Below are 24,251 nucleotides of genomic sequence, written 5' to 3'. Positions count from 1 at the left end.
TGTAGGCGCGGCCCCCATGGGAAAACCTACGCCACCGGTCGAGTGGTCCGGTCCCGAGGTCCGTTCCCTAGGCTGGGCCCATGCTTTCGCAACCACGTTCAGGACTGCTGGCCGCTTGGGGAAATGCCCTGTTGGCCGGGTTTGTATCGCCGGACGACGCCGTGCTCGCGGTGGTCGGGGACGACGCGTCGCACCGGGTGGAGGGGCTGCCGGGCGAGCCCGGCCCTGTCGGGCTGACGCTGGCGCTGGGGCGGCTGCGGACGCTCGGGGTGACCGGCTTCCGGGTCGCGCTGCCCGCGCCGGGGCATCCGCTGGGGCTCAGCGGGCCGCCGGAGTTCAACGCCCGCGCGCTGGAGGCCGGGGAGGCCGTGATCGCGGCGGGGGCGCCGTACGGGCTGGTGCCGGAGGTGTCCGCGGTGGGCCCGGAGGGGGACCTCCATGTGGAGGTCCGCTGGCACTGCCTGCCCGTACGGGAGGCGCCGCCGGCGGACGTGCCGTCGCTCGGTGAGGCCGAGCGCGAGCTGGCGGAGGCGCTGCGGGACGCGACGGAGGTGCTGTCGCGGCTGGATGTGGCGGCCTCGGGGCCGGTGGCCGAGGCGGCGCTGGACGCGTACCGGGCGCGCTCGGAGCGGGAGCACGAGGTGCTGGCTCCCGGTTATCCGCCGCGCGCGGTGCGGGTGGCTCATCTGGCGCAGCGGATCGCGCTGCTGGTCTCGCTGGCGTACGAGCGCGGGCACGGCGGCGCGGTGAGCGCGTCGGAGATGGCGGCGCGGGGGGAGGCGCTGCGGCCGGTGGAGCGGTGTGCGCGGCGGGCGCGGGTGGCCGCGTACAACGCGTACGTGGAGGAGCGGGAGCGGAACGCGCCGCCCACCGCGCCGTGACACGCGGTGGGCGGCGCCGGGTGCGCCCGGCTCATACCGCCCCGGAGGCGAACCGAGCCTTAGAAATTGGTGGAGCCGTTGCCGAACGCCGGGTTCAGCAGGCCGATCACGTTGACCGTGTTGCCGGTGAGGTTGACGGGGATGTGCACCGGGACCTGGACCGCGTTGCCGGAGCCGACGCCCGGGGAGTGCACGGCCTGGCCGTCGGCGTGGGCGCCGCCGGTGGTGGCGAACGCGGCACCGGCGGAGGCGCCCGCCGCGAGACCGGCGGTGACGATGACCAGGGCGGCCTTCTTGGCAACCTTCATGGGATGTTCCTTAATCGCGTGATCAACAACCGCGGCGGGACACCGCGGCACGCCATGAGGAACGCCCGGCCCACGGGCTGGATACGCCGTGTGGGTTACATCCACCCGACAGTATGAATCTCCGATCGGAAGATGACACTCCAGTTCGACTCCGGCCGGTTCGACTCCCGGCCAGGTTCGCCTTCGGCCCGGACCGGTCCGTCGTTCCTCAGTCCGTCAGCCCGTGCCGTACGGCCCACAGCGCCGCCTGCGTGCGGTCCGAGAGGTCCAGTTTCATCAGGATGTTCGACACGTGCGTCTTGACGGTCTTCTCCGAGAGCACCAGCGCACGGGCGATCTCCCGGTTGGAGCGCCCGTCCGCGATCAGCCCGAGCACCTCGCGCTCCCGCTCGGTGAGCGAGGTCCCCCGGCCCTGGCCGCCGCCGGCCGGATCGTCCTGCGCCAGCAGCGCGCCCGCGACCTCCGGCTGGAGCAGGACGTGGCCCGCGTGCACGGAGCGGATCGCGCCGGCCAGCGCCTCGGGGTCGACGTCCTTGTATACGTAACCGAACGCCCCGGCGCGCAGCGCGGGGACGACGGTGCGCTGCTCGGTGAAGCTGGTGACGATCAGGACCCGGGCCGGGTTCTGGAGTTCCCGGAGCTTGCGCAGCGCCTGGATGCCGTCGGTGCCGGGCATCTTGATGTCCATCAGGACGACATCGGGGCGCAGCTCCTCGGTGCGGGCGACGCCCCCGGCGCCGTCGGACGCCTCGCCCACGACCTCTATGTCCTCCTGGATCTCCAGGAACGTCCGCAGTCCCCGCCGGACCACCTGGTGGTCGTCGACCAGCACCACGCGGATCTTCTTGTCAGCCACCGGGCACCTCCATCTCGATCGTGGTGCCCCGGCCGGGCGCCGATCGCACTCTGAGTCTGCCGCCCACGCCGCTCGCCCGGTCCCGCATCGAGACCAGGCCCAGATGACGGCCGGCCCTGCGGACCGTGCGGGGTTCGAAGCCCGCTCCGTTGTCGGTGACGCTGAGCACCGCGCCCTGGCCGCGCCGGGCGAGGGTGACGTCGACCCGCTCGCCGCCGGAGTGGCGCAGCGCGTTGTGCAGGGCCTCCTGCGCGACGCGCAGCAGCGCCTCCTCCTGGGCGGCCGGCAGGGCCCGTACCCCCGAGCTGTCGAAGGTGACCCGGGCCGAGTGCGCGCGGTCCAGGACCTGGATCTGGGTGCGGAGCGTGGCGACGAGGCCGTCCTCGTCGAGGGCGGCGGGGCGCAGCTCGACCACGGCGGCGCGCAGCTCGTCGGCGGCCTCGGCGGCCAGCGCGGCGACCTGCTGGAGTTCGCCCTTGGCGCGGGCGGGGTCGCGGTCGACCAGGGCGGCGGCGGCCTGGGCGGTCAGCCGCAGGGAGAACAGCTTCTGGCTGACGGCGTCGTGCAGCTCGTGGGCGAGCCGTGAGCGTTCCTCGACGATGGTCAGCTCGCGGCTGCGCTCGTAGAGCCGGGCGTTGGTGAGGGCGATGGCGGCGTGCTGGGCGAGGATCGTGAGGAGCTCCTCGTCCTCCTCGGTGAATCCGCAGCCGCCGTGCGGCTTGGGGCAGCGCTTGTTGGCGAGGAAGAGCGCGGCGATGGTCGCGTCGCCGTCCCTGACGGGCACGCCCAGGAAGTCCGACATGTCGGGGTGGGCGTTCGGCCAGCCCTCGAAGCGGGGGTCCTGGCGTACGTCGGCGAGGCGCTCGGGCTTCTTCTCGTGGAGCATCGCGGCGAGGATGCCGTGCTGGCGCGGGAGCGGGCCGATGGCCTTCCACTGTTCGTCGCTGACCCCGTCCACGACGAACTGGGCGAACCCTCCGTGGTCGTCGGGCACACCGAGCGCCGCGTACTCGGCGTCGAGGAGTTCGCGGGCCGAGGCGACGATCGTCTTGAGGACGTCGTGGACCTCCAGGTGCCGGCTCATCGCGAGGAGCGCGGTGCTCACGGCCGCGAGGCCGGAGCTGGGGCGATGGCTCATGGCTTCACCGTACCGGCGGGCGGGACGCACCGTATCGGGCTCGGGACCCCCCGCGACCGGGGCCGATGACCTAGGTCCTGTCCGACAGGACCGCCCGGACAGGGCCTAGTCCGCGCGACGGGGGCCGACGGCCTAGTCCGAAGTACCCCACGCGGACGGGGCCCGCGTCCGAGGCGGTGGCGGGGGGCGCGTTCCTACGTTGGGGGGCATCGGCGTGCGACGGAGCACGCCGGCACGGGTGAAGAGGAGCGACATCATGCCGGTGGCGATCATCACGGGGGCGTCGAAAGGTCTGGGGCGCGCGCTGGCCGCGGGGCTGGCCGAGCGGGGCTGGGATCTGGTGCTGGACGCCAGGACCGCGCCCGTACTGGAGGAGACGGCCCGCGCGCTCGGGGCGCGCGGGACCGGGGTGGTCGCGCTCGCCGGGGATGTGAGGGACGCCGCGCACCGGGCGGAGCTGGTCGCGGCGGCGGCCGGGCTCGGCGGGCTCGATCTGGTGGTGAGCAACGCCAGCGCGCTGGGGGCCGAGCCGCTCGTACGGCTGGACGCGCTCCCGCTGGACGGGCTGCGGGCGGCGCTGGAGACCAATGTGGTGGCGGCGCTGGGCCTGGTGCAGGAGGCGCTGCCGCTGCTGCGGGCGAGCGCGGCGGGCGCGGTGGTCGCCGTCAGTTCCGACGCGGCGGCTGAGGCGTACGAGACCTGGGGCGGGTACGGGGCGTCCAAGGCGGCGCTGGACCATCTCGCGGCGGTGCTCTCGGTCGAGGAGCCGGGGCTGCGGGTGTGGACGGTCGACCCGGGGGACATGGGGACGGATCTGTACGCGGCGGCCGTGCCGGACGACCCGGAGCCGCGTCCTGTGCCGGAGTCGGTGGTGCCGGGCTTCCTGCGGCTGCTGGAGCGGCGCCCGCCGAGCGGACGGTACGCGGCTCCGGCGCTGACGGGGGTGACGAGGTGACCGCCCTGGCGGAGCTGACGGTGCCCGAGGAGCTGTCGGCCCGGGTGCCCGCCGAGCAGCGCGGCAGCGGCAGGGACGACGTACGGCTGCTGGTCTCCCGGGGCACGCGGGTGTCGCACCACGTGTTCCGGCAGCTGCCGGAGCTGCTGCGGGCCGGGGACGTGCTGGTGGTCAACACCTCGGCCACGCTGCCCGCCGCGGTCAGCGGGCGGCTGGGCCGGGCACGGGTCGTCGTGCACTTCTCGACGCGCGGTGACGACGGCCGGTGGGCGGTCGAGCTGCGCACGCCGCGCGCCGGTGAGGCGGCGGGCACCACCCTGCCCCGCCCCGGCGGTCCGGCGGGGGCGTTCGTGACGCTGCCGGGCGGGCGGCGGCTCGTACTGGAGGAGCCCCTGGCCCCCGACGGGGCCCGGCTGTGGTGGGCGAGGGTCTCCTGCGACGTGCCGGAGCTGCTGCGCCGGTACGGGCGGCCCATCCGGTACGGGTACACGGAGCGCGACCAGCCGCTCTGCGTCTACCAGAGCGTGTTCGCGCTGCCCGTTTCCGACGGCTCGGGCTCCGCCGAGATGCCGAGCGCCTCGCGGCCCTTCACGGCGGGGCTGGTCACGGAGCTGGTGAGCCGCGGGGTGCTGTTCGCGCCGCTGACGCTGCACACGGGGGTGGCGTCGACCGAGGCGCACGAGCCGCCGTACCCGGAGCGCTTCGAGGTGCCGGAGACCACGGCCCGGCTGGTGAACGCGGCCAGGGCGGGCGGCGGGCGGGTGATCGCGGTCGGTACGACGGCGGTACGGGCCCTGGAGTCGGCGGCGGTCGCCGGCGGGGACGTACGGGCGGCCGGGGGCTGGACGGACCTGGTGGTGACACCGGGGCGCGGGGTGCGGGCCGTGGACGGGCTGCTGACCGGGCTGCACGAGCCCCGTGCCTCGCACCTGCTGATGCTGGAGGCCATCGCCGGGAGGGCGGCGCTGGCCCGTGGATACGGGGAAGCGCTGCGGCGGCTCTACCTCTGGCACGAGTTCGGGGACGTCCATCTCCTCCTCCCGCAGGAAAACGCTCACACTTCGCATTGCTGAAGCAACGCATGGTCAAGTCGTTATGGCCGCGGTGTGAGCCCAGGCATAGGACGTACATCACTTACGAACAGCACTAGTCGACGGATAAAGGGGTGTGAACGCGGGATAAACGGTCGGCGGGGCGCCTTCTCGGTGCCCCGCTCCACTATCCCGGGTCGTACGTCACACCTTTGCCAGAGCATTTTGCGGCCGCTAACAATTGCGGACGTCGCCGCCGAGCAGGCTGGCCATCCGGCCTCCGCGACTCCCGCTATTCGAAGAGGTACGTCTCTATGTTCTCGTCACGCACCCCTGGCCTCAGTCGCCTGAACAAGACCCAGAGGGCTTCCATGGCCGGCGTCGCCGCCGCCGGAGTCGCCGCGGTCACGTTCTCGCTGGTTCCCGGCAACGGCGGCTCCGCCGAGGCCGGCTCCACGTCCCAGTCGAAGCCCGCGTCCGCCTCCCAGGTGGCGTGGAGCTCGACCACGGACGGCTCCCAGGCATCTGCCGTGCACGCGATCATCGCCAAGCAGCACACCAGCGCCGTCAGCAGCGCCGCCAAGGCTCCCGCCTCGGACAAGACCAAGGCCGAAGCCGACGCGAAGGCGAAGGCCGCCGCCAAGGCCAAGGCCGAGGCGAAGGCCAAGGCCGACGCGAAGAAGCGCGCCAAGACGGCCGCGAGCCGGTCCGCCACCCGTAAGCCCGTCTACGCGAACAACCTGGACGGCTGGATCCGCGAGTCGCTGGCGATCATGAAGAAGCACGGCATCCCCGGCTCCTACAACGGCATCCACCGCAACATCATCCGCGAGTCGAGCGGTAACCCGAAGGCGATCAACCTCTGGGACATCAACGCCCAGAACGGCATCCCCTCGAAGGGCCTGCTCCAGGTCATACCGCCGACCTTCAAGACGTACCACGTCAAGGGCACGCCGAACGACATCTACAACCCGGTCTCCAACATCGTGGCCGCGTGCAACTACGCCGCGGACAAGTACGGATCGATGGACAACGTCAACAGCGCCTACTGATCCGGCCGCGCCACGCACGGACCGGCACAGCGCACGCCGGAGGGCGGCACCCCCACCACGGGGGTGCCGCCCTCCGGCGTGCTGTTCGTACTGTCGTCGTCGCCCGGACAGGACCCGGACAGGACTCGGGCGCTACTTGCGCATGACCTCGGGCTCGTGGCGGCGCAGCAGCCGCGACACCACGAAGCCGAGGACGGCCGCCATGAGGAGCAGGACCGAGATGTTCATCAGCCACTGGGCCGCCGAGTGGTCCCACAGCGGGTCCAGGTTGGTGGGGTTGTCGATGTCCCAGGGCGCCATGAGGTGCGCGAGGTCCAGCGTCGTGCCCGCGCCCGCGATGGCCCAGCGGGACGGCATCAGCCAGGCGAACTGCTCCAGGCCCGGTGAGTCGAACAGCTGGAAGAGGACGCCGGTGAAGACGACCTGGACGATGGCGAACATGACCAGCAGCGGCATGGTCTTCTCGGAGGTCTTCACCAGCGAGGAGATGACCAGGCCGAACATCATCGAGGTGACGCCCAGAGCGATCACGACGAGGCACATCTCGACGGCCGGCGGCATGATCAGGCCCTCGGCGGGCAGGGCGCGCGGGAAGAAGCCGATCCCGCAGATGATGACGCCCTGGAGAGCCGTGATCACACCGAGTGTGATCACCTTCGACATCAGATAGGCGGAGCGGGACAGCCCGGTGGCCCGTTCCCGTTCGTAGATCACCCGTTCCTTGATCAGTTCACGTACGGAGTTGGCCGCGCCGGTGAAGCACATACCGACCGTGAGGACCAGCATGATCGTGCCCGCGCCGCTGTTGAAGCGGGAGGGCAGCTCGGGCGGGCCGAGCCCGAACTTGGCGGGGATGACGGTGCTGACCACGCCGAGCACGGCGGGCAGGGCCACCAGCAGCGCCATGAACCCCTTGTCGGACGCGATCACCGAGACGTAGCGGCGGATCAGCGTCCAGAGCTGGGAGCCCCAGCTCTGCGCCTTGGGCGCGCGCATCTGCTGCGCCGGCGGCATGTGGACGGACTGCGCGGCGACGGCGTCGATGTCCGCCGCGTACATCTGGTAGTGCTGCGAGCCGCGCCAGCGGCCCGCCCAGTCGTAGTCGCGGTAGTTCTCGAAGGCCGAGAAGACATCGGCCCAGCTGGTGTAGCCGAAGAAGTTGAGCGCCTCCTCCGGCGGGCCGAAGTACGCCACGGAGCCGCCGGGGGCCATGACCAGCAGCTTGTCGCAGATCGCCAGCTCGGCCACGGAGTGGGTGACGACCAGGACCGTACGGCCGTCGTCGGCCAGGCCGCGCAGCAGCTGCATGACGTCGCGGTCCATGCCCGGGTCGAGGCCGGATGTCGGCTCGTCCAGGAAGATCAGCGACGGCTTGGTGAGCAGCTCCAGGGCGACGGAGACGCGCTTGCGCTGACCACCCGAGAGCGAGGTGATCTTCTTGTCCTTGTGGATGTCGAGCTTCAGCTCGCCCAGCACCTCACCGATCCGGGCCTCGCGCTCGGCCTCGGCGGTGTCGCCGGGGAAGCGGAGCCTGGCCGCGTACTTGAGGGCCTTCTTGACGGTCAGCTCCTTGTGCAGGATGTCGTCCTGCGGGACCAGACCGATGCGCTGACGCAGCTCGGCGAACTGCTTGTAGAGATTCCGGTTGTCGTAGAGGACATCGCCCTGGTCGGCGGGGCGGTAGCCGGTGAGCGCCTTGAGCAGAGTGGACTTGCCGGAGCCCGACGGGCCGATGACCGCGATCAGGGACTTCTCGGGGACGCCGAAGGAGACGTCCTTGAGGATCTGCTTGCCGCCGTCGACCGTCACCGTCAGGTGGCGGGCGGAGAAGGACACCTCGCCGGTGTCGACGAACTCCTCCAGCCGGTCGCCGACGAGCCGGAAGGTCGAGTGCCCGACGCCGACGATGTCGCTGGCGCCGAGGTGGACGGTGCCGGACTTGGCGATCGGCTGGCCGTTGACGTACGTGCCGTTGTGGGACCCGAGGTCGCGGATCTCGAAACGGCCGTCGGGGGTCGCCGTGAACTCGGCGTGCAGGCGGGAGACCTGGAGGTCGGAGACGACCAGTTCGTTCTCCAGCGCGCGGCCGATGCGCATGACACGGCCCAGCGAGAACTGGTGGAAGGTGGTCGGGCTGCGGTCGCCGTACGCCGGTGCGGCTGCCGCGGCGCCGGCCGCCGCCGCGCCGCCGGGGCCGGGGCCGGGGCTGCCGGGGTTCTCGCGCCGGGAGTGGTCGCCGGAGCCGCCGTCCTGCTGGTGCGGGAACTGGCCCTGTCGCGGAGCCTGCTGCTGCGGCTGCTGCCATCCCTGCTGCTGGGCGGGGGGCTGTTGCTGGACGGGGGCCTGCTGCTGGGACGCCCAGCCGGGGGCGGCCTGACGCTGGGGCTGCTGGGGCTGCGCCGCCTGCGCCGCCTGCTGGGGCGCGGCTCCCTGACCGCTGTACGCCGCGCCGCCGGCGGCCTGGCCGGCCCCTCCCCCGGTGAGGCTCACCCGGGGCCCGTCGGTGGCGTTCCCGAGGTGCACGGACGAGCCCGCGCCGATCTCCAGCCGCTGGACCCGACGGCCCTCGACATAGGTGCCGTTGGTGGAGCCGTGGTCCTCGATGACCCAACCCCGCCCGGCCCAGCTGATGGTGGCGTGCCGCCACGAGACCCTGGCGTCATCGATCACCAGATCACCCTGCGGATCACGTCCGAGGGTGTACGACCTGGACGGATCGAGCGTCCAGGTTCTTCCGTTCAATTCAAGTACGAGTTCCGGCACTCCACGCCCCACTTGTCTTTCCCCCGAGTTACCCCCATCGCAGGGAGTCTAGGGACGGCGAACATCGTGGGGAACTATTTCAGGCTCGCTCCCCTCTGTGAAAGCCAGGTCAGGTGCATTACCGGCACAAGCATGTAACAGCGCGGGAGAAAGGCCCTGATCGACATAAAGCAGGCATAAAAACCCCCTGATCGTGTGTGAATACCAGCAATGACCGCATCCAGGACAAAAATCGGCGGGCCCGCGGACGGGCCGTCTTGTTCAGGCCGTGGCGCCCGATTGCGCCATGTCCGCGCGCGGGACGTCCGGTACACGGGACACTCGGCGGATATCCGCGCTCCGCCCGATACGGTGGAACCACCATGAGCGCATCTCAGCCACCCCGGACCGCCGATGTCCCCACTCTTCTGGTCAAGATCTTCGGGAAGGACCGTCCCGGGATCACCGCAGGACTCTTCGACACCCTCGCCGCCTACTCCGTCGATGTGATCGACATCGAGCAGGTCGTCACCCGCGGCCGTATCGTGCTGTGCGCGCTGATCACCGCGCCGACCGCGGAGGGTACGAGCGAGGGCGCGCTGCGGGCGACCGTGCACAGCTGGACCGACTCGCTCAGACTCCAGGCCGAGATCATCTCCGGCACCGGTGACAACCGGCCGCGCGGCAGCGGCCGTTCCCATGTCACGGTGCTCGGGAATCCGCTCACCGCCGATTCGACGGCCGCCATAGCGGCCAGCATCACCGCCACGGGCGGCAATATCGACCGGATCTTCCGGCTCGCGAAGTACCCGGTCACCGCCGTGGAGTTCGCGGTGTCCGGTGTGGAGACCGAACCCCTGCGTACGGCGCTGGCCACGGCGGGCGCCGAGATCGGCGTCGATGTCGCGGTCATCTCGGCCGGACTGCACCGGCGGGCCCAGCGGCTCGTGGTGATGGACGTGGACTCGACCCTCATCCAGGACGAGGTCATCGAGATGTTCGCGGCGCACGCCGGCTGCGAGGACGAGGTGGCCGAGGTCACCGCCAGGGCCATGCGCGGCGAGCTGGACTTCGAGCAGTCCCTGCACGCCCGGGTGGCGCTGCTCGCCGGGCTCGACGCGTCGGTGGTGGAGAAGGTGCGCGCCGAGGTCCGGCTGACGCCCGGGGCCCGCACCCTGGTCCGCACGCTCAAGCGCCTGGGCTACCAGGTGGGCGTCGTGTCCGGTGGGTTCACCCAGGTCACCGACGCGCTCCAGGATCAACTGGGGCTGGATTTCGCCTCCGCCAACACGCTGGAGATCGTGGACGGGAAGCTCACGGGCCGGGTGATCGGCGAGATCGTCGACCGGGCCGGCAAGGCCCGGCTGCTGCGCAGGTTCGCGGCCGAGGCGGGAGTGCCGCTGGCGCAGACGGTCGCGATCGGTGACGGGGCCAACGATCTGGACATGCTGAACGCGGCGGGGCTGGGCGTGGCCTTCAACGCCAAGCCGGTGGTCCGCGAGGCGGCTCACACGGCGGTGAACGTACCGTTCCTCGACACGGTGCTGTATCTGCTGGGCATCACCCGCGAAGAGGTCGAGGCGGCGGACGGCGAGGACGGCTGACCCGGCGCGGAGCCCGATGCCCCCGAGACGTGCGAAGACCCCGGCCTTCCCGCCGGGGTCTTCGCACGTCGGGCCGCGTGGGAGACCGCGTCGGGCCCGAGCCGGGCGGGAGCCGTCGTGGGCGAGCCCTACCCGGCCGGTCATGCGCGGCCGGTCGTGCGCGGTCAGTCGTGCGCGGTCAGTCGTGCGGGCTCCAGAACTCGTCGAGCCTGCCCACGCCGTGCTCCACCGACTTCCAGGTGCCGCTGAAGCTGATCACGGCGAACGAGGAGGTCGGGAACCCGGTCCGGTTCATCCGGCCCAGCGCGCCGGAGTCCGCCGTGCCGGCGAGGGCGTCGGCGAGGGCGTGCGTCCCGGGGTTGTGCCCGATGACGAGGAGATCGGCCACTTCGTCGGGCGTCTCGTTCAGCACGGCGATCAGCTCGCCGAGCGAGGCTTCGTAGAGCCGGTCCTCGTAGCTGGTCCTGGGCCGGTTCGCCAGCTCCTGCACGACCAGCTTCCAGGTCTCGCGCGTTCTGACCGAGGTCGAGCAGAGAGCCAGGTCGAAGTCGATGCCGGTGCCGGCCAGAGTGCGGCCCGCCACGGACGCGTCCGTACGGCCCCTCTCGGCGAGCGGACGCTCGTGGTCGGACACCTCGGGCCAGTCGGCCTTCGCGTGCCGGAGTAGGACGATCCTTCGGGGTGTATCGACGCTCATGCACTCCAGCTTCGCATGAAAGGCGCCACGGGGCGCAGGGTGTTGACGGGCGGACCCCGGCACGGGTGAACGCGTCCGGGGCGCTGACCGGCGCTATCGGGCGAGGGTCAGCTGGATGTGCTCCAGGATCCGGCCGACCGCCGGGTCGCCCGTCGCCGCGTGCGCCTGCCCGGGGCCCGCCATCAGGAGGAAGAGCACGCCGAAGGCGAGCGCGGGAAGGGCTATGGACCACCACGGCAGCCGGATGTCGACGCCGCCGGAGTGGACCTGGGGGCGGGTCCGGGAGCGCGTGTGGGCCGGCATGGCCACCTCCGTAGATCTGCGAGTCAGTAGGCCCGGACCTCACGGTCCGGCCTACCTCAGAACTTACGGATCGTGGACTCCCGCGCCCATCCGGTGACCCACCCACTTCACCCTGACCCCTGCCCCCTAAGGGTTGGGGGGGCAGGCACCACCTCTCAGGGGCTGGCGAGGGTGGCGACGATGCTGATGATCACCATGATGCCGATGATGGCACCGAAGACGAGGAGCAGCTTTCGCTGGCCGTTCTGGGGATTCGGGTCAAGGACAGGCATGCCCTCAGTCTCGCACCCGGGTCTCGTCCTCGATCGTCCGGTCCCGCCCCGCGACCGTACCCGCCAGCATCTGCGGCACGAGGAACCCGGCCATCAGCGCGATCGGCAGCCCCCAGCCGCCCGTGTGCTGGTAGAGCACGCCCACCAGCAGCGGACCGGGGATGGAGATCAGATAGCCGGTGCTCTGGGCGAAGGCGGAGAGCCGAACGACACCCGCGCCGGTCCGCGACCGCATGCCGATCATGGTGAGGGCCAGCGGGAAGGCGCAGTTCGAGACGCCCAGGAGCAGCGCCCAGAGCCAGGCGCCCCCGGCGGGTGCGAAGTAGAGGCCCGCGTAGGCCGTCAGTCCGCAGAGCCCGAGGAAGAGGACGATCGGTGCCTGATTGCTCATCCGCGCGGCCACGCGCGGGATCACGAAGGCCAGCGGTACGCCCATGACCATGGTCAGGGCGAGCAGCAGTCCGGCCGTGCCCGCCGAGACGCCCGCGTCCCGGAAGATCTGCGGCATCCAGCCCATGGTGATGTACGCGCCGGTGGCCTGGAGGCCGAAGAAGCAGGCCAGTGCCCAGGCGGTACGGCTGCGGCGCAGCAGGAGGCCGGAGGGCGCCGCGGAGGGAGCGGCCGACCCGGGGCCGGTGCCACGCTCGCGCATCAGCCCGAGCCAGGGCAGTACGGCCACGGCGGCGAGCACGGCCCAGATCCCGAGCCCCGGCCGCCAGCCGCCGAGCGCGCGCGTCATGGGGACGGTCACCGCCGCCGCGCCCGCCGTGCCGAGGGCGAGGGCCATCGAGTACAGCCCGGTCATGGTGCCGACCCGGTCGGGGAAGTAGCGCTTGACGATCACCGGCATCAGCACATTGCTGACGGCGATGCCCATGAGGGCGCACGCGCTGGCGACGAGGAAGAGGGCCGTACCGCCCGCGAGGGGGCGCAGCGCCAGTCCCACTGTGATCGCGGCCATGCCCGCGAGGACGACGGCGCCGGGCCCGAACCGCCGGGCCAGCCGGGGCGCGGCGAAGCCGAAGACCGCGAAGCACAGGGGCGGTACGGAGGTGAGGACGCCCGCGACGCTGCCGCTCATGTGCAGCCCGACCCGTACCTCTTCGAGGAGCGAGCCGAGGCTGGTGATGGCGGGGCGGAGATTGAGCGCGGCGAGCACGAGCCCGGCGACGAGGAGCCGGGTGCGCCAGGGCGAGGAGGCCGGCGGGAGCGGTGCGGCCGGAAGCACGGCGGCCGGGAGCGGTGCGGGCGCGGCGGCCGGTCCGCTCCCGGCGGGTATCTCCGTCGAGACGGCGGAAGGCGGGGAAGGTATCGGAGAGGGTGTCCGGGGCTGTGTCGGACGCTGCGGCTCATCGGGCATGGCCCCATCATAGAATGATGGGATGATTTGCGGTTCCCTCCCTCTCCACTGATCATTTGGGAGCATCATGGCGTTGACCTCACCCCGGCGTACGGCACTGTCCGACCAAGTGATCACCGAGCTGCGGAACCAGATCACCTCGGGCGCGTGGCCGGTGGGCTCCCGTATCCCGACCGAACCGGAGCTGGTCGAACAGCTCGGCGTGGCCCGCAACACCGTCCGCGAGGCGGTCCGCGCGCTCGCCCACAACGGCCTCCTGGACATCCGGCAGGGCTCGGGGACCTATGTCGCCGCGACCAGCGAGCTGGCCGGGGTGATGCACCGCAGATTCGCCGGCGCCGACCCCCTGCACATCGCAGAGCTGCGCTCGACGCTGGAGTCCTCGGCCGCGCGGCTGGCCGCGGAGCGGCGTACGGACCGGGACCTGGGCCAGCTGGAGAGCCTGCTCGCGCGGCGCGAGGCGGCGTGGGCGGCGGGCGAGGCGGAGCCGTTCGTCGCGGCGGACGCGGCGCTGCACATGGCGGTCGTCGCGGCTTCGCACAACGAGGTGCTGACCGCCGTCTACGCGGACCTCGGCCAGGTGCTGCACGACTGGCTCCGCCACGACGTGGGCCAGGAGCTGCGCCCGGAGGACCACATGGACCACGCGCGGCTGGTGGCGGCGATCCGGGCGGGCGACGCGGAGACGGCGGCGCGGGAGGCGGCGAGTTACGCGCTGGCCTGCCTGGCCGACCGGGTCTGATCCGGTCCGCGCGACCCACCCTCCCGTCGCACTCTCACGACCGACCGTCGGCCCGTCACGGCCGCTCGTGGGTGACCCATGCCGCGCGGATCTCCTTCCAGCACCGGTCGGTGAGCCTGACGTAGTGCGCGGGCCCGACCTCCACGCGCGCGCTGTCGGCGCCCACGTCCCACCAGTGCGCGCACTGGACGTGGAGCTGGACGAGATCGGTCTCCGGGTACGGGTTGTGGCACGACGCGGTCGCGCGCGAGCCCTCGACGGTCGTCAGACAGGTGGAGTGGGAGGCGGCGCGGGGGGAGGCGGGTGAGGCGGGTGAGGCGGCGCGGGTACGGTCCGGGTCGGCGCGGTCTGCCCGGTCGACGGCGGTAGCGAGCCCCGACACGGTCGCCAGCACGGCCACGCCGAGCGCCACCGTACCGAGACGGAGCGGGCGCATGCGCACACACCTCCTCCCCCACGACGACCGGAACGCTCCGGTTCACCCAGTCTGCGGTGAAATGCCGTTCTTTTCGACTCGGGCTTTTCGGCTCGGGGCGGCAGGCGCGAAAAGGCCGTGTGCCCGTCCCGGGACGGTCACACGGCCTTCGATCGAGCGGGTGGGGCCGAGGTCAGGCACCCATCATGTGCACGCCACCGTCGACATGCACGATCTCGCCGGTCGTCTTCGGGAAGAAGTCCGAGAGCAGCGCGGCCACACCGCGGCCGGCCGGCTCCGGGTCGGTCATGTCCCACTCCAGCGGGGAGCGGTGGTTCCATACGTCCGCCAGCTCCGAGAAGCCCGGGATGGACTTGGCGGCCATCGACTTGAGCGGTCCGGCGGAGACGAGGTTGCAGCGGATGTTCTGCTTGCCCAGGTCACGGGCGAGGTAGCGGGAGGTGGCCTCCAGCGCGGCCTTGGCCGGGCCCATCCAGTCGTACTGCGGCCAGGCGAACTGCGCGTCGAAGGTCAGGCCGACGACCGCGCCGCCCTCCTCCATCAGCGGCAGACAGGCCATGGTCAGCGACTTCAGCGAGAACGCCGAGACGTGCATCGCCGTGGAGACCGACTCGAAGGGGGTGTTGAGGAAGTTGCCGCCGAGCGCGTCCTGCGGCGCGAAGCCGATGGAGTGCACGACGCCGTCCAGGCCGCCCAGCTCGTCCCGTACCAGCCCGGCCAGCCGGTCCAAGTGCTCGGTGTCGGTCACGTCCAGCTCGATGACCTTGGCCGGCTTGGGCAGCTTCTTGGCGATGCGCTCGGTGAGCGTGGGCCGCGGGAAGGCGGTGAGGATGACCTCGGCACCCTGCTCCTGGGCCACCTTGGCGGCGTGGAAGGCGATGGAGGACTCCATCAGCACACCGGTGATGAGGATGCGCTTGCCGGCGAGAATTCCGCTCATGTGATCAGTGACCCATGCCCAATCCGCCGTCAACGGGAATGACGGCTCCAGTGATGTACGAGGCGTCGTCGGAGGCGAGGAACCGCACCGTGGCGGCGATCTCCTCCGGCTGCGCGTAACGGCCGAGCGGTACCTGCGAGACGATGCCCGCGCGCTGCTCGTCGCTGAGCACCTTCGTCATGTCGGTGTCCACGAAGCCGGGGGCGACGACATTGAAGGTGATGTTCCGGGAGCCCAGCTCCCGGGCGAGCGAGCGGGCGAAGCCGACCAGCCCCGCCTTGGACGCGGCGTAGTTCGCCTGGCCCGCCGAGCCGAGCAGCCCGACGACCGAGGAGATGAGAACGACCCGGCCCTTCTTGGCGCGCAGCATGGCGCGGTTGGCGCGCTTGACGACGCGGAAGGTGCCGGTGAGGTTGGTGTCGAGTACGGAGGTGAAGTCCTCCTCGGACATCCGCATCAGCAACTGGTCCTTGGTGACACCGGCGTTGGCGACCAGCACCTCCACGGGACCGTGCTTCTCCTCGATCTCCTTGTACGCCTGCTCCACCTGCTCGGCATCGGTGATGTCGCAGCGGACCGCCAGGCACCCCAGCTCCGTGAGGGCCTCCGGGGGCTCGCCGGAGCGGTAGGTGATGGCGACCTTGTCACCGTTGTCGGCGAAGGCGCGGGCGATGGCGAGGCCGATGCCCCGGTTTCCTCCGGTCACGAGAACCGAGCGGCTCAACGGATCAGCCTTTCCCTAAGTCTTTCAGCGGTCGGGTACCGCTAAAAGATGACTAGAGGTACCGCTAGAAACCTATCGGCCCGGGTCCGTCCACGGGCGATCGCCCCTGACAGCACCCGTGGACGGTCCCTGTTGGATCCCTACAGAAACCGCCGCACCGGCCGCCTCGGCCGCCTCGTCACCCGGCGACCCGCCGCACCACCCGCAGCAGGTAGTCCTTGCGGTGCAGGGGGTCGTGGTCCGTGCGGGGCCGGGCCGGGGCGGGGCCCGTGACCGGGCGGTAGTGGGCGAAGGCGGATTCGAGCAGGCTCTCGCCCCGGGTCAGGGCCGGCAGGCGCTGTTCGAGTTCGTGGACGCGGGCCGCCGGGATGTCGCCTTCCAGCAGGTACGAGGCGCCTCGGCCGGTGAGGGTCTCGGGGATCGCGCGCAGCCGGGTCAGGAGGGGCAGCACGGAGCCGTGGGTGTCGGCGGGGAGGTCGAGGCGGAAGCGGTGCATCGGCTCGTACACCGTGGTGCCGGCGCGGCGGAGGGCTTCCATGAGGACCAGTGGGGTCAGGTTGCGGAAGTCACCGGCGGTGCTCAGCCGGCTGTCGAAGCCGGAATGGGTCAGGGTGACCACACCGTCCCTCACCTGCCAGCCGTGCGTTCCCTGGGTGAGGGTGTCCCGCGCCGTGTCCTCGACGGCCTTCATGAACGCGTACGGCATGGAGCCGAGTTCGACCTCCAGCCGGAAATCGATGCCCTTTCCCGCCGGAGCGGGATCGATCCGCAGGCCGACGGTCGCGAAGAAAGGATTGGGGTCCTTTCCGATGAATTCGACTGCGGCGCCCGTCCTGTTCGGGCGTTCGATACAGAGGGTGGTGGTTTCGCGGAAGATGACATCGACGCCGAAATCGTCCGCCAGGGTCGTCTGAATGACCTCTTTCTGCACCTCGCCGTAGAGCGATACGGAGGTCTCCTGCCGGATCGCGTCCTGCCGGAGATCGATCAGCGGGTCCTGTTCGGCGAGTTGGGTGAGGGCCAGGTGCAACGCGCCCTTTTCGGCGGGATCCAGGGGAAGGACGACCGTTTCCAGGGTCGGCGGGGAGAAGTGCTTCTGGTCTCCGTCCGTGGTGTGCGCCGTGCCGATACGGTCGCCGATCCGGATACCGCCGAGTCCCCAGAGCTTTCCGATCCGACCGGCGCCGACCGAGACCCGGGGGACGGCGGAGCCGTGGTCGAATACCCCGATCGCCGTGACTTTCCCCGCGCCGTCGCGGCCGAAAGGCAGCCGGTCACGCGTCCGCACCGTGCCCGAGAACATCCGGACGTAGGCGGCCTTCTCCCCCGCAGCACCTCGTTCGATCTTGAAGACGGTGCCGGAGACCGGCCCTTCGGGGTCTCCCCCGGCCGTGGGCAGCAGTTCCTTGATACCGGCGGTCAGCGCGCCCATGCCGGCGCCGGTGATGGCGGAGCCGAAGAGGACGGGATGGACCAGCGCCCGCGCGGTCTGCGCCGCCAGTTCGGTGCGCAGCCGGTGGTACGGGACCGGCGCGCCGTCGTCCTCACGGGAAACGCCTTCGAGGTACGCGGCCAGAAACACGTCGTCGTGGTCGGCGAGCGATTCGGCCAGCGCGGCGGTGAATTCGGCGTCGCCCGCACCGTAAGGACCGAATCGGGCGTCCTGGGTACCGGGGGCGTGCACCGCGCCCAGGGGAATGACGGCGGGCGTCAGTTTCTCCGCGATCTCCTTCAGTACGTGTTCGGGACGCGCACCGCCGCGATCGATTTTGTTCACGAAGACGAGCGTGGGAATACGGAGCCGTCGCAGCGTCCGCATCAGCACCCGGGTCTGGGCCTGGACTCCCTCGACGGCGGAAATCACCAGCACCGCACCGTCGAGCACGCTGAGGACCCGCTCCACTTCGGCGATGAAATCCGAGTGACCGGGTGTGTCGATCAGATTGACCGTGACGCCGTCAATCGCGAGCGAGACGACGGCGGACTTGATGGTGATTCCACGCCGGCGTTCCAGCGCCAGGGAATCGGTCTGCGTGTTTCCGTCATCGACGCGGCCGATCTCGTCGATGACTCCGGCGGCGTGCAGCAGCCGCTCGGTGAGGCTGGTCTTACCGGCGTCTACGTGCGCCAGAATTCCCAGGTTCAATGTGCTCACGAAGCGTGATGTCCTCTAGATAGGCGGAAATTACCTTCTGGATGGGCATGAACGCTTCGCGCATCGGTCTCTCCTCTGCCGGTGACTCGGTGGTACAGCACGGGAGTAGAGCAGACCGACAGGAGGGGAGCAACCGGATATTCAGTTGGCGTCCGGAGTGGGCGCGAAGGGGGCCCGGGCGATCGGAGTCGGCCGAGTCGGGTCTTCGGCACCCGCGTTGTCCGTGCCTCGTGATTCACTTCCGAGACATATCGCATCCCGAGAGGGAGAGAAGGGGAGGCATCCGTGCCCCACGAGGTGGATCAGTCGTTCCTGGCGCTTCCGCTACGGGCCCTCGCCGACGCCGCGCTGGCCCGGGCGCGGGCGCTCGGGGCCGCGCACGCCGATTTCCGGTTCGAGCGGGTGCGCGGCGCGTCCTGGCGGTTGCGGGACGCGAAGCCGGCCGGGTCTTCGGACACCACGGACGTGGGGTACGCGGTTCGGGTGGTGCACGGCGGGGCCTGGGGCTTCGCGTCCGGGGTGGATCTGACCATGGACGCGGCGGCGCGGGTCGCGGGGCAGGCCGTGGCGATGGCGAAGCTGTCGGCGAAGGTGATCGCCGCCGCGGGGTCCGACGAGCGGGTGGAGCTGGCCGACGAGCCGACGCACGCCGAGAAGACCTGGGTGTCGTCGTACGAGATCGATCCGTTCGACGTGCCGGACGAGGAGAAGGCGGCGCTGCTGGCCGAGTGGAGCGGGCGGCTGCTCGGGGCCGAGGGGGTGGCGCATGTGGACGCGTCGCTGATGACCGTCCACGAGAACAAGTTCTACGCGGACACGGCGGGCACGGTCACCACGCAGCAGCGGGTCAGGCTGCATCCGCAGTTCACCGCCGTCGCGGTGGACGGCAAGAGCGGCGAGTTCGACTCGATGCGCACGATCGCGCCGCCGGTCGGCCGGGGCTGGGAGTATCTGACCGGGACCGGCTGGGACTGGGACGCGGAGCTGGAGCGGATTCCGGGGCTGCTGGCCGAGAAGATGCGCGCGCCGGGCGTCGAGGCGGGGACGTACGACCTGGTGGTCGACCCGTCGAACCTCTGGCTGACGATCCACGAGTCGATCGGCCACGCCACCGAGCTGGACCGGGCGCTGGGGTACGAGGCGGCGTACGCGGGGACGTCGTTCGCGACGTTCGACCAGCTCGGCACGTTGGCGTACGGCTCCTCGGTGATGAACGTGACGGGCGACCGCACCGCCGAGCACGGGCTGGCGACCATCGGGTACGACGACGAGGGCGTCGAGGCGCAGTCCTGGGATCTGGTCAAGGACGGCACGCTCGTCGGCTACCAGCTGGACCGCCGGATCGCGAAGCTGACGGACCTCGGCCGGTCCAACGGGTGCGCGTACGCCGACTCGCCGGGCCATGTGCCCGTGCAGCGCATGGCGAACGTGTCGCTGCGGCCGGATCCGGGCGGGCTGGCGACGGAGGATCTGATCGGGGGTGTGGAGCGCGGGATCTATGTGGTCGGGGACCGGTCGTGGTCGATCGACATGCAGCGCTACAACTTCCAGTTCACGGGTCAGCGGTTCTTCCGGATCGAGAACGGCCAGCTGGCGGGTCAGCTGCGCGACGTCGCCTACCAGGCGACGACCACGGATTTCTGGGGCTCCATGGAGGCGGTCGGCGGGCCGGGGACCTATGTCCTGGGCGGCGCGTTCAACTGCGGCAAGGCGCAGCCGGGCCAGGTCGCCGCGGTCTCGCACGGCTGCCCGTCCGCCCTGTTCCGCGGCGTCAACATCTTGAACACCACGCAGGAGGCGGGACGATGAGCAGCGTGATCAGGAGCAGCAAGCCGCACGAGATCGTCGAGCGCGCTCTCGAACTGTCCACCGCCGACGGCTGCGTGGTGATCGCCGACGAGCAGTCGTCGGCCAATCTGCGCTGGGCGGGCAACGCGCTCACCACCAACGGGGTCACCCGGGGCCGCACGCTCACCGTCATCGCCACCGTCGACGGCGCGCAGGGCACCGCCTCGGGCGTGGTGTCGCGCACCGCCGTGACCGCCGACGAGCTGGAGCCGCTGGTGCGGGCCGCCGAGGCCGCCGCGCGCGGGGCCGGCCCGGCCGAGGACGCGACGGAGCTGGTCGGCGGCGGGCAGGTGTCCGGGGACTTCACGGACGCGCCGCTGGAGACGACCTCCGCCGTCTTCGCCGACTTCGCGCCGGCCCTCGGCGAGTCCTTCGCCCGCGCCCGGGCCGGCGGCCGTGAGCTGTACGGGTTCGCCAACCACGAGCTGACCTCGACGTATCTCGGCACCTCCACCGGCGTACGGCTGCGCCACGACCAGCCCAACGGCACGCTGGAGCTGAACGCCAAGTCCCCCGACCGCACCCGGTCGGCCTGGGCGGGCCGGGCGACGCGCGACTTCAAGGACGTGGACCCCGCCGCGCTCGACGCCGAGCTGGCGCGCCGGCTGGCCTGGGCCGAGCGGAGGATCGAGCTGCCCGCCGGGCGGTACGAGACGCTGCTGCCGCCGACCGCCGTCGCGGATCTGCTGATCTACCAGCTGTGGTCCTCGACGGCCCGCGACGCGGTGGAGGGCCGTACGGTCTTCTCCCGCCCCGGCGGCGGCACCCGCGTCGGGGAGACCCTCTCCGCGCTGCCGCTCACCCTGCGCAGCGACCCGAACGAGCCGGGCCTGGAGTCCGCGCCGTTCGTGATCGCGCACGCGTCGGGCGACGACGCGTCCGTCTTCGACAACGGGCTGCCGCTGGAGCCGACGGACTGGGTGCGGGAGGGCACGCTGAACCGGCTGGTCACCACCCGGCACAGCGCCGCCCTGACCGGGCTGCCGGTCGCGCCCGGCATCGGGAACCTGATCCTGGACGGCGGCGGGGAGAAGTCGCTGGAGGAGATGGTGGCCGGCACCTCGCGCGGGCTCCTGCTGACCTGTCTGTGGTACATCCGCGAGGTCGACCCGGCGACGCTGCTGCTCACCGGACTGACCAGGGACGGCGTGTATCTGGTCGAGGACGGCGAGGTCGTCGGCGAGGTGAACAATTTCCGGTTCAACGAGTCACCCGTCGGGCTGCTGTCGCGGGCGACCGAGGCCGGGCGTGCGGAGAAGACGCTGCCGCGTGAGTGGGGCGACTGGTTCACCCGGGCGGCGACGCCGGCGCTGCGTGTCCCCGACTTCAATATGAGCTCGGTCAGCCGGGGCGTATGACCCCCATAGACTGACCGGTGGTACATCCATTGACGTGCGAGGAGAGACCCGACCGTGACGGACATCGTCGACGAGCTGAAGTGGCGTGGGCTGTTCGCCCAGTCCACTGACGAGGACGCTTTGCGCAAGGCGCTCGCGGACGGTCCCGTCACGTTCTATTGCGGCTTCGACCCCACCGCGCCCAGTCTGCATGTGGGGCATCTGGTGCAGGTGCTGACCGTACGCAGGCTCCAGCAGGCCGGGCACCGGCCGCTGGCGCTGGTGGGCGGGGCGACCGGGCAGATCGGTGACCCCCGGCCGACGGCCGAGCGGACGCTGAACGATCCGGAGACGGTGGCGGGCTGGGTGGCGCGGCTGCGGTCGCAGATCGAGCCGTTCCTGACCTTCGAGGGGCCGAACGCCGCCACGATGGTCAACAACCTGGACTGGACGTCGGGGCTGTCCGCGATCGAGTTCCTGCGGGACATCGGCAAGCACTTCCGGGTGAACAAGATGCTCGCGAAGGACTCGATCGCCCGCAGGCTGGAGTCGGACGAGGGCATCAGCTACACCGAGTTCAGCTACCAGCTGCTCCAGAGCATGGACTTCCTGGAGCTGTACCGGCGGTACGGCTGTGTCCTCCAGCAGGGCGGCAGCGACCAGTGGGGCAATCTCACCGCCGGTCTCGACCTGATCCACCGCGTCGAGCCGGGCGCCGAGGTGCACGCGCTGGCCACTCCGCTGATGACCAAGGCGGACGGCACCAAGTTCGGCAAGACGGAGGGCGGGGCGGTCTGGCTCGACCCGGAGATGACCACGCCGTACGCGTTCTACCAGTTCTGGCTGAACGTGGACGACCGGGACGTCATCGCGTACAGCCGCATCCTCAGCTTCCGGACCCGCGACGAGCTGGAGCAGCTCGAACTGCTCACCGCCGAGCGGCCGCAGGCCCGCGCGGCGCAGCGGGCGCTGGCCGAGGAGCTGACGACGCTGGTGCACGGCGCGGACCAGTGCGCGGCGGTCGTCGCCGCGTCCCGGGCGCTGTTCGGCCAGGGCGAGCTGACGGATCTGGACGAGGCGACGCTGGGCGCGGCGCTCTCCGAGGTGCCGCACGCGCGGGTCGCCGAGCCGGTGTCGGTGGTGGACCTGCTGGTCGAGGCCGGTCTGGCACCGAGCAAGTCGGCGGCCCGCCGTACGGTCAAGGAGGGCGGCGCGTACGTGAACAACGTGAAGGTCGCCGACGCGGACGCGGTCCCCGGCCGGTCGGAGCTGCTGCACGGCCGCTGGCTGGTGCTGCGCCGGGGCAAGAAGAACCTGGCGGCGATCGAGGTCGCGGCGGGCTGACCGCCGTACGGCGGCCGGCATGCGGCGCCGACCCTCATACGGGGCTGACCGGCATACGGCGGCGGCCGGGGCGTACGGGCTTTCCGTACGACCCGGCCGCCGCCGTCGTTCCGGTCCGGTTCCGCCCACGGGGCGGGGGCGCCCCTCAGATACGTTCTCGGGCGCCCTTGTTCCCTCTGTCGCCCCGGATCGCACTCCACAGTTTCGCGCCCACGGCGACCACGACGATGGCGCCGATCAGCTGGAGCACATGGCGGGTCCAGTCGATTCCGCTGGTGTGGCGCACCCCGATCCAGCCGGCCACGGCATTGCCGAGAATGCTGCCCAGGATGCCGAACACGGCCGTCAGCCACAGCGGGATGTGCTGCTTGCCCGGGATGATCGCTCGGGCGATCAGACCGAGCACCAGGCCCACAACGATGACCCACAACCAATTCATGGTCGCCTCCTCACGCGGCGCGATATGCGCATGAGCGTCAGTCTGCGGTGGCGGCCGACACGCCGCATGTCGGGCACGTCCGCACGAGGCGGGCCCCTGCTCCGGGCCGAACGGCGGCCGACCCGCTCTCGTGGCGGCGGGGGCCGCGGCGTACCGTGGTAACGCGTCCGGGCCGGCAGCGCCCGGCACGGACACATCGGGTGGTGGATCGGGATGCGGAAGCGGAGCGATGCAGAGGTCTTCCGGATCACGGGGGCACGCCAGGGACTGGCCGAGGATGTGCGCGGCCGGCAGCGCCGCTATGTGATCTCGATGCTCGTGCGGACCGCCTCGGTGATCGCGACCGTGGCGCTGTGGAACGTCCAGCGGCCGGTGGCCGTCGTGACGCTCGTCCTGGGGGCCCTGCTGCCGTATGTCGCGGTGGTGTTCGCCAACGCGGGCCGGGAGAACGTCCCTTCACTGCCCTCGACGTTCGTGACCCCGCCGCCCCCGACGATGATCGCGCCGCAGCCCGGCCCGGTCGCGGCGGCGGCGCCTTCGGCGGAGAGCGGGGCCGAGGACCGTCCGTAGGGCGGCCCCTTCGCAGAGCTACCACCGGTGGAACGGCGGCCCGTAAGGCTCCGCCAAGCTCAAGAAAAGCTCAGATCAATCGTGAAGTTCTTGTGCACTGCACCCCGTTGCGCGTGACATACTTTGCAGGCGCTCCGCATCCCCCGTCGGAGCGACAGACCGACGCCGGGCAGCTCCCCCCGTGGCTGCCCGGCGTCGCCTTTTCCGGCGTGGGGATGCGCTTAGGGTGGACGGGTGAACCTCCCCTTCCCTCTCGGCCCCGCCTCCGGCGGCCATGACTCCGATGCCTCCGACGCCGCGCCGGTCTGCTCCGCCAAGGGGTGCCGCACCGCCGCTGTCTGGGTGCTGGCCTGGAACAATCCCAAACTGCACACTCCGGAGCGGCGCAAGACCTGGCTGGCCTGCGACGAGCACCGTGAGCATCTCTCCTCGTTCCTCGGGGTGCGCGGCTTCCTGAAGGACGTCGTGGATCTGGAGGAGTGGGAGCGCGGCCGGACGGGCCTGGACGGGTGAGGAG

Annotated in this window: 24 protein-coding genes; 11 read left to right on the top strand and 13 right to left on the bottom strand. The window is 71.2% G+C overall.

Annotation, left to right across the window (positions count from 1 at the left end):
* Nucleotides 1-80: 80 nt before the first annotated feature.
* Nucleotides 81-881, top strand: coding sequence for a hypothetical protein (locus tag OG627_RS27865; RefSeq protein WP_329069674.1), 801 nt, complete (start codon nucleotides 81-83; stop codon nucleotides 879-881).
* Nucleotides 882-940: 59 nt separating this feature from the next.
* On the opposite strand, the gene OG627_RS27860 is transcribed toward OG627_RS27865, so the two are convergent.
* From OG627_RS27860 to OG627_RS27850, 3 genes are all read right to left on the bottom strand, one after another.
* Nucleotides 941-1,189 carry a chaplin gene (locus OG627_RS27860; RefSeq protein ID WP_329069672.1) on the bottom strand — a complete coding sequence of 83 codons (249 nt, stop codon included), beginning with the start codon at nucleotides 1,187-1,189 and terminating at the stop codon, nucleotides 941-943.
* 208 nt (nucleotides 1,190-1,397) lie between these two features.
* Complete coding sequence (locus OG627_RS27855) at nucleotides 1,398-2,045, bottom strand: response regulator transcription factor (protein ID WP_329069670.1); 648 nt, start codon at nucleotides 2,043-2,045, stop codon at nucleotides 1,398-1,400.
* Nucleotides 2,038-3,183 (bottom strand): GAF domain-containing sensor histidine kinase, encoded by a 1,146-nt coding sequence (locus OG627_RS27850; RefSeq protein ID WP_329069668.1) that lies wholly within the window; start codon nucleotides 3,181-3,183, stop codon nucleotides 2,038-2,040. Before OG627_RS27850 ends, OG627_RS27855 begins: the two co-directional genes overlap by 8 nt.
* Nucleotides 3,184-3,439: 256 nt before the next feature.
* Between OG627_RS27850 and OG627_RS27845 the strand changes: the two genes are divergently transcribed.
* The 3 genes from OG627_RS27845 (at nucleotide 3,440) to OG627_RS27835 (ending at nucleotide 6,221) form a co-directional block, all read left to right on the top strand.
* The gene (locus OG627_RS27845) at nucleotides 3,440-4,138 is read left to right on the top strand and encodes an SDR family NAD(P)-dependent oxidoreductase (protein ID WP_329069667.1); all 699 of its coding nucleotides are present in this window, start codon (nucleotides 3,440-3,442) and stop codon (nucleotides 4,136-4,138) included.
* On the top strand, nucleotides 4,135-5,211 hold the full coding sequence (locus tag OG627_RS27840; RefSeq protein ID WP_329069665.1) for an S-adenosylmethionine:tRNA ribosyltransferase-isomerase: 1,077 nt from the start codon (nucleotides 4,135-4,137) through the stop codon (nucleotides 5,209-5,211). Before OG627_RS27845 ends, OG627_RS27840 begins: the two co-directional genes overlap by 4 nt.
* A gap of 272 nt (nucleotides 5,212-5,483) precedes the next feature.
* Complete coding sequence (locus OG627_RS27835; RefSeq protein ID WP_443073551.1) at nucleotides 5,484-6,221, top strand: transglycosylase SLT domain-containing protein; 738 nt, start codon at nucleotides 5,484-5,486, stop codon at nucleotides 6,219-6,221.
* Between the two features lie 132 nt (nucleotides 6,222-6,353).
* Here OG627_RS27835 and OG627_RS27830 read toward each other — a convergent pair whose 3' ends face one another.
* The gene (locus OG627_RS27830) at nucleotides 6,354-8,996 is read right to left on the bottom strand and encodes an ABC transporter ATP-binding protein/permease (protein WP_329069661.1); all 2,643 of its coding nucleotides are present in this window, start codon (nucleotides 8,994-8,996) and stop codon (nucleotides 6,354-6,356) included.
* A 350-nt stretch (nucleotides 8,997-9,346) separates the two neighbouring features.
* Here OG627_RS27830 and serB point away from each other — a divergent pair, with 350 nt between their 5' ends.
* A complete protein-coding gene (gene serB, locus OG627_RS27825; protein WP_329069659.1) occupies nucleotides 9,347-10,567 on the top strand; it encodes a phosphoserine phosphatase SerB in 1,221 nt (406 codons plus the stop codon).
* Nucleotides 10,568-10,745: 178 nt separating this feature from the next.
* Here serB and OG627_RS27820 read toward each other — a convergent pair whose 3' ends face one another.
* From OG627_RS27820 to OG627_RS27805, 4 genes are all read right to left on the bottom strand, one after another.
* Nucleotides 10,746-11,264: a SixA phosphatase family protein gene (locus OG627_RS27820; RefSeq protein ID WP_329069658.1), complete on the bottom strand. Its 519-nt coding sequence runs from the start codon at nucleotides 11,262-11,264 to the stop codon at nucleotides 10,746-10,748.
* A gap of 93 nt (nucleotides 11,265-11,357) precedes the next feature.
* Nucleotides 11,358-11,567 (bottom strand): hypothetical protein, encoded by a 210-nt coding sequence (locus tag OG627_RS27815; protein ID WP_329069656.1) that lies wholly within the window; start codon nucleotides 11,565-11,567, stop codon nucleotides 11,358-11,360.
* 155 nt (nucleotides 11,568-11,722) lie between these two features.
* Nucleotides 11,723-11,839, bottom strand: a complete 117-nt coding sequence (locus OG627_RS27810) for an SGM_5486 family transporter-associated protein (RefSeq protein ID WP_329069654.1) — start codon at nucleotides 11,837-11,839, stop codon at nucleotides 11,723-11,725.
* A 4-nt stretch (nucleotides 11,840-11,843) separates the two neighbouring features.
* Nucleotides 11,844-13,199: a CynX/NimT family MFS transporter gene (locus OG627_RS27805; RefSeq protein ID WP_329069653.1), complete on the bottom strand. Its 1,356-nt coding sequence runs from the start codon at nucleotides 13,197-13,199 to the stop codon at nucleotides 11,844-11,846.
* A 67-nt stretch (nucleotides 13,200-13,266) separates the two neighbouring features.
* Here OG627_RS27805 and OG627_RS27800 point away from each other — a divergent pair, with 67 nt between their 5' ends.
* Nucleotides 13,267-13,941 (top strand): FadR/GntR family transcriptional regulator, encoded by a 675-nt coding sequence (locus tag OG627_RS27800; protein ID WP_329069652.1) that lies wholly within the window; start codon nucleotides 13,267-13,269, stop codon nucleotides 13,939-13,941.
* 55 nt (nucleotides 13,942-13,996) lie between these two features.
* On the opposite strand, the gene OG627_RS27795 is transcribed toward OG627_RS27800, so the two are convergent.
* From OG627_RS27795 to OG627_RS27780, 4 genes are all read right to left on the bottom strand, one after another.
* Nucleotides 13,997-14,377, bottom strand: coding sequence for a hypothetical protein (locus tag OG627_RS27795; protein ID WP_329069650.1), 381 nt, complete (start codon nucleotides 14,375-14,377; stop codon nucleotides 13,997-13,999).
* Nucleotides 14,378-14,549: 172 nt separating this feature from the next.
* The gene (fabI, locus tag OG627_RS27790) at nucleotides 14,550-15,317 is read right to left on the bottom strand and encodes an enoyl-ACP reductase FabI (RefSeq protein ID WP_329069648.1); all 768 of its coding nucleotides are present in this window, start codon (nucleotides 15,315-15,317) and stop codon (nucleotides 14,550-14,552) included.
* A 4-nt stretch (nucleotides 15,318-15,321) separates the two neighbouring features.
* Entirely contained in the window at nucleotides 15,322-16,041 is a 720-nt protein-coding gene (fabG, locus tag OG627_RS27785) for a 3-oxoacyl-[acyl-carrier-protein] reductase (protein WP_329069646.1), read from the bottom strand.
* Nucleotides 16,042-16,219: 178 nt separating this feature from the next.
* The gene (locus OG627_RS27780) at nucleotides 16,220-18,196 is read right to left on the bottom strand and encodes a translation factor GTPase family protein (RefSeq protein ID WP_329069644.1); all 1,977 of its coding nucleotides are present in this window, start codon (nucleotides 18,194-18,196) and stop codon (nucleotides 16,220-16,222) included.
* A gap of 285 nt (nucleotides 18,197-18,481) precedes the next feature.
* On the opposite strand from OG627_RS27780, the gene OG627_RS27775 reads away from it, so the two are divergent.
* From OG627_RS27775 to tyrS, 3 genes are read left to right on the top strand one after another with little or no spacing between them, the layout of a single operon-like run.
* The gene (locus OG627_RS27775; RefSeq protein WP_329069642.1) at nucleotides 18,482-20,005 is read left to right on the top strand and encodes a TldD/PmbA family protein; all 1,524 of its coding nucleotides are present in this window, start codon (nucleotides 18,482-18,484) and stop codon (nucleotides 20,003-20,005) included.
* A 5-nt stretch (nucleotides 20,006-20,010) separates the two neighbouring features.
* Nucleotides 20,011-21,402 (top strand): metallopeptidase TldD-related protein, encoded by a 1,392-nt coding sequence (locus tag OG627_RS27770; RefSeq protein WP_329073035.1) that lies wholly within the window; start codon nucleotides 20,011-20,013, stop codon nucleotides 21,400-21,402.
* Nucleotides 21,403-21,456: 54 nt separating this feature from the next.
* Nucleotides 21,457-22,725 carry a tyrosine--tRNA ligase gene (gene tyrS / locus OG627_RS27765; RefSeq protein WP_329069640.1) on the top strand — a complete coding sequence of 423 codons (1,269 nt, stop codon included), beginning with the start codon at nucleotides 21,457-21,459 and terminating at the stop codon, nucleotides 22,723-22,725.
* Between the two features lie 145 nt (nucleotides 22,726-22,870).
* Here tyrS and OG627_RS27760 read toward each other — a convergent pair whose 3' ends face one another.
* Nucleotides 22,871-23,164, bottom strand: coding sequence for a GlsB/YeaQ/YmgE family stress response membrane protein (locus OG627_RS27760; RefSeq protein ID WP_329069638.1), 294 nt, complete (start codon nucleotides 23,162-23,164; stop codon nucleotides 22,871-22,873).
* A gap of 213 nt (nucleotides 23,165-23,377) precedes the next feature.
* Here OG627_RS27760 and OG627_RS27755 point away from each other — a divergent pair, with 213 nt between their 5' ends.
* On the top strand, nucleotides 23,378-23,734 hold the full coding sequence (locus OG627_RS27755) for a DUF3099 domain-containing protein (protein WP_329069637.1): 357 nt from the start codon (nucleotides 23,378-23,380) through the stop codon (nucleotides 23,732-23,734).
* Nucleotides 23,735-23,968: 234 nt separating this feature from the next.
* Nucleotides 23,969-24,247 carry a hypothetical protein gene (locus OG627_RS27750; RefSeq protein ID WP_329069635.1) on the top strand — a complete coding sequence of 93 codons (279 nt, stop codon included), beginning with the start codon at nucleotides 23,969-23,971 and terminating at the stop codon, nucleotides 24,245-24,247.
* Nucleotides 24,248-24,251: the final 4 nt, after the last annotated feature.

The organism is Streptomyces sp. NBC_01429 (genome assembly GCF_036231945.1).
Lineage (GTDB): Bacteria > Actinomycetota > Actinomycetes > Streptomycetales > Streptomycetaceae > Streptomyces.
The sequence above is the reverse complement of the archived record's forward strand: the minus strand, read 5'-3'. Positions and strand labels throughout refer to the sequence as shown.

Excerpts from the sequence above, each read along its gene's own strand:
- OG627_RS27810 (WP_329069654.1), bottom strand. The coding sequence starts at position 11,839 with ATGCCTGTCCTTGACCCGAATCCCCAGAACGGCCAGCGAAAGCTGCTC.
- OG627_RS27820 (WP_329069658.1), bottom strand. The coding sequence starts at position 11,264 with ATGAGCGTCGATACACCCCGAAGGATCGTCCTACTCCGGCACGCGAAG.
- OG627_RS27755 (WP_329069637.1), top strand. The coding sequence starts at position 23,378 with ATGCGGAAGCGGAGCGATGCAGAGGTCTTCCGGATCACGGGGGCACGC.
- OG627_RS27805 (WP_329069653.1), bottom strand. The coding sequence starts at position 13,199 with ATGCCCGATGAGCCGCAGCGTCCGACACAGCCCCGGACACCCTCTCCG.
- fabI (WP_329069648.1), bottom strand. The coding sequence starts at position 15,317 with ATGAGCGGAATTCTCGCCGGCAAGCGCATCCTCATCACCGGTGTGCTG.
- OG627_RS27815 (WP_329069656.1), bottom strand. The coding sequence starts at position 11,567 with ATGCCGGCCCACACGCGCTCCCGGACCCGCCCCCAGGTCCACTCCGGC.
- OG627_RS27760 (WP_329069638.1), bottom strand. The coding sequence starts at position 23,164 with ATGAATTGGTTGTGGGTCATCGTTGTGGGCCTGGTGCTCGGTCTGATC.
- OG627_RS27845 (WP_329069667.1), top strand. The coding sequence starts at position 3,440 with ATGCCGGTGGCGATCATCACGGGGGCGTCGAAAGGTCTGGGGCGCGCG.
- OG627_RS27795 (WP_329069650.1), bottom strand. The coding sequence starts at position 14,377 with ATGCGCCCGCTCCGTCTCGGTACGGTGGCGCTCGGCGTGGCCGTGCTG.
- serB (WP_329069659.1), top strand. The coding sequence starts at position 9,347 with ATGAGCGCATCTCAGCCACCCCGGACCGCCGATGTCCCCACTCTTCTG.
- OG627_RS27800 (WP_329069652.1), top strand. The coding sequence starts at position 13,267 with ATGGCGTTGACCTCACCCCGGCGTACGGCACTGTCCGACCAAGTGATC.
- OG627_RS27835 (WP_443073551.1), top strand. The coding sequence starts at position 5,484 with ATGTTCTCGTCACGCACCCCTGGCCTCAGTCGCCTGAACAAGACCCAG.
- OG627_RS27860 (WP_329069672.1), bottom strand. The coding sequence starts at position 1,189 with ATGAAGGTTGCCAAGAAGGCCGCCCTGGTCATCGTCACCGCCGGTCTC.
- OG627_RS27850 (WP_329069668.1), bottom strand. The coding sequence starts at position 3,183 with ATGAGCCATCGCCCCAGCTCCGGCCTCGCGGCCGTGAGCACCGCGCTC.
- OG627_RS27865 (WP_329069674.1), top strand. The coding sequence starts at position 81 with ATGCTTTCGCAACCACGTTCAGGACTGCTGGCCGCTTGGGGAAATGCC.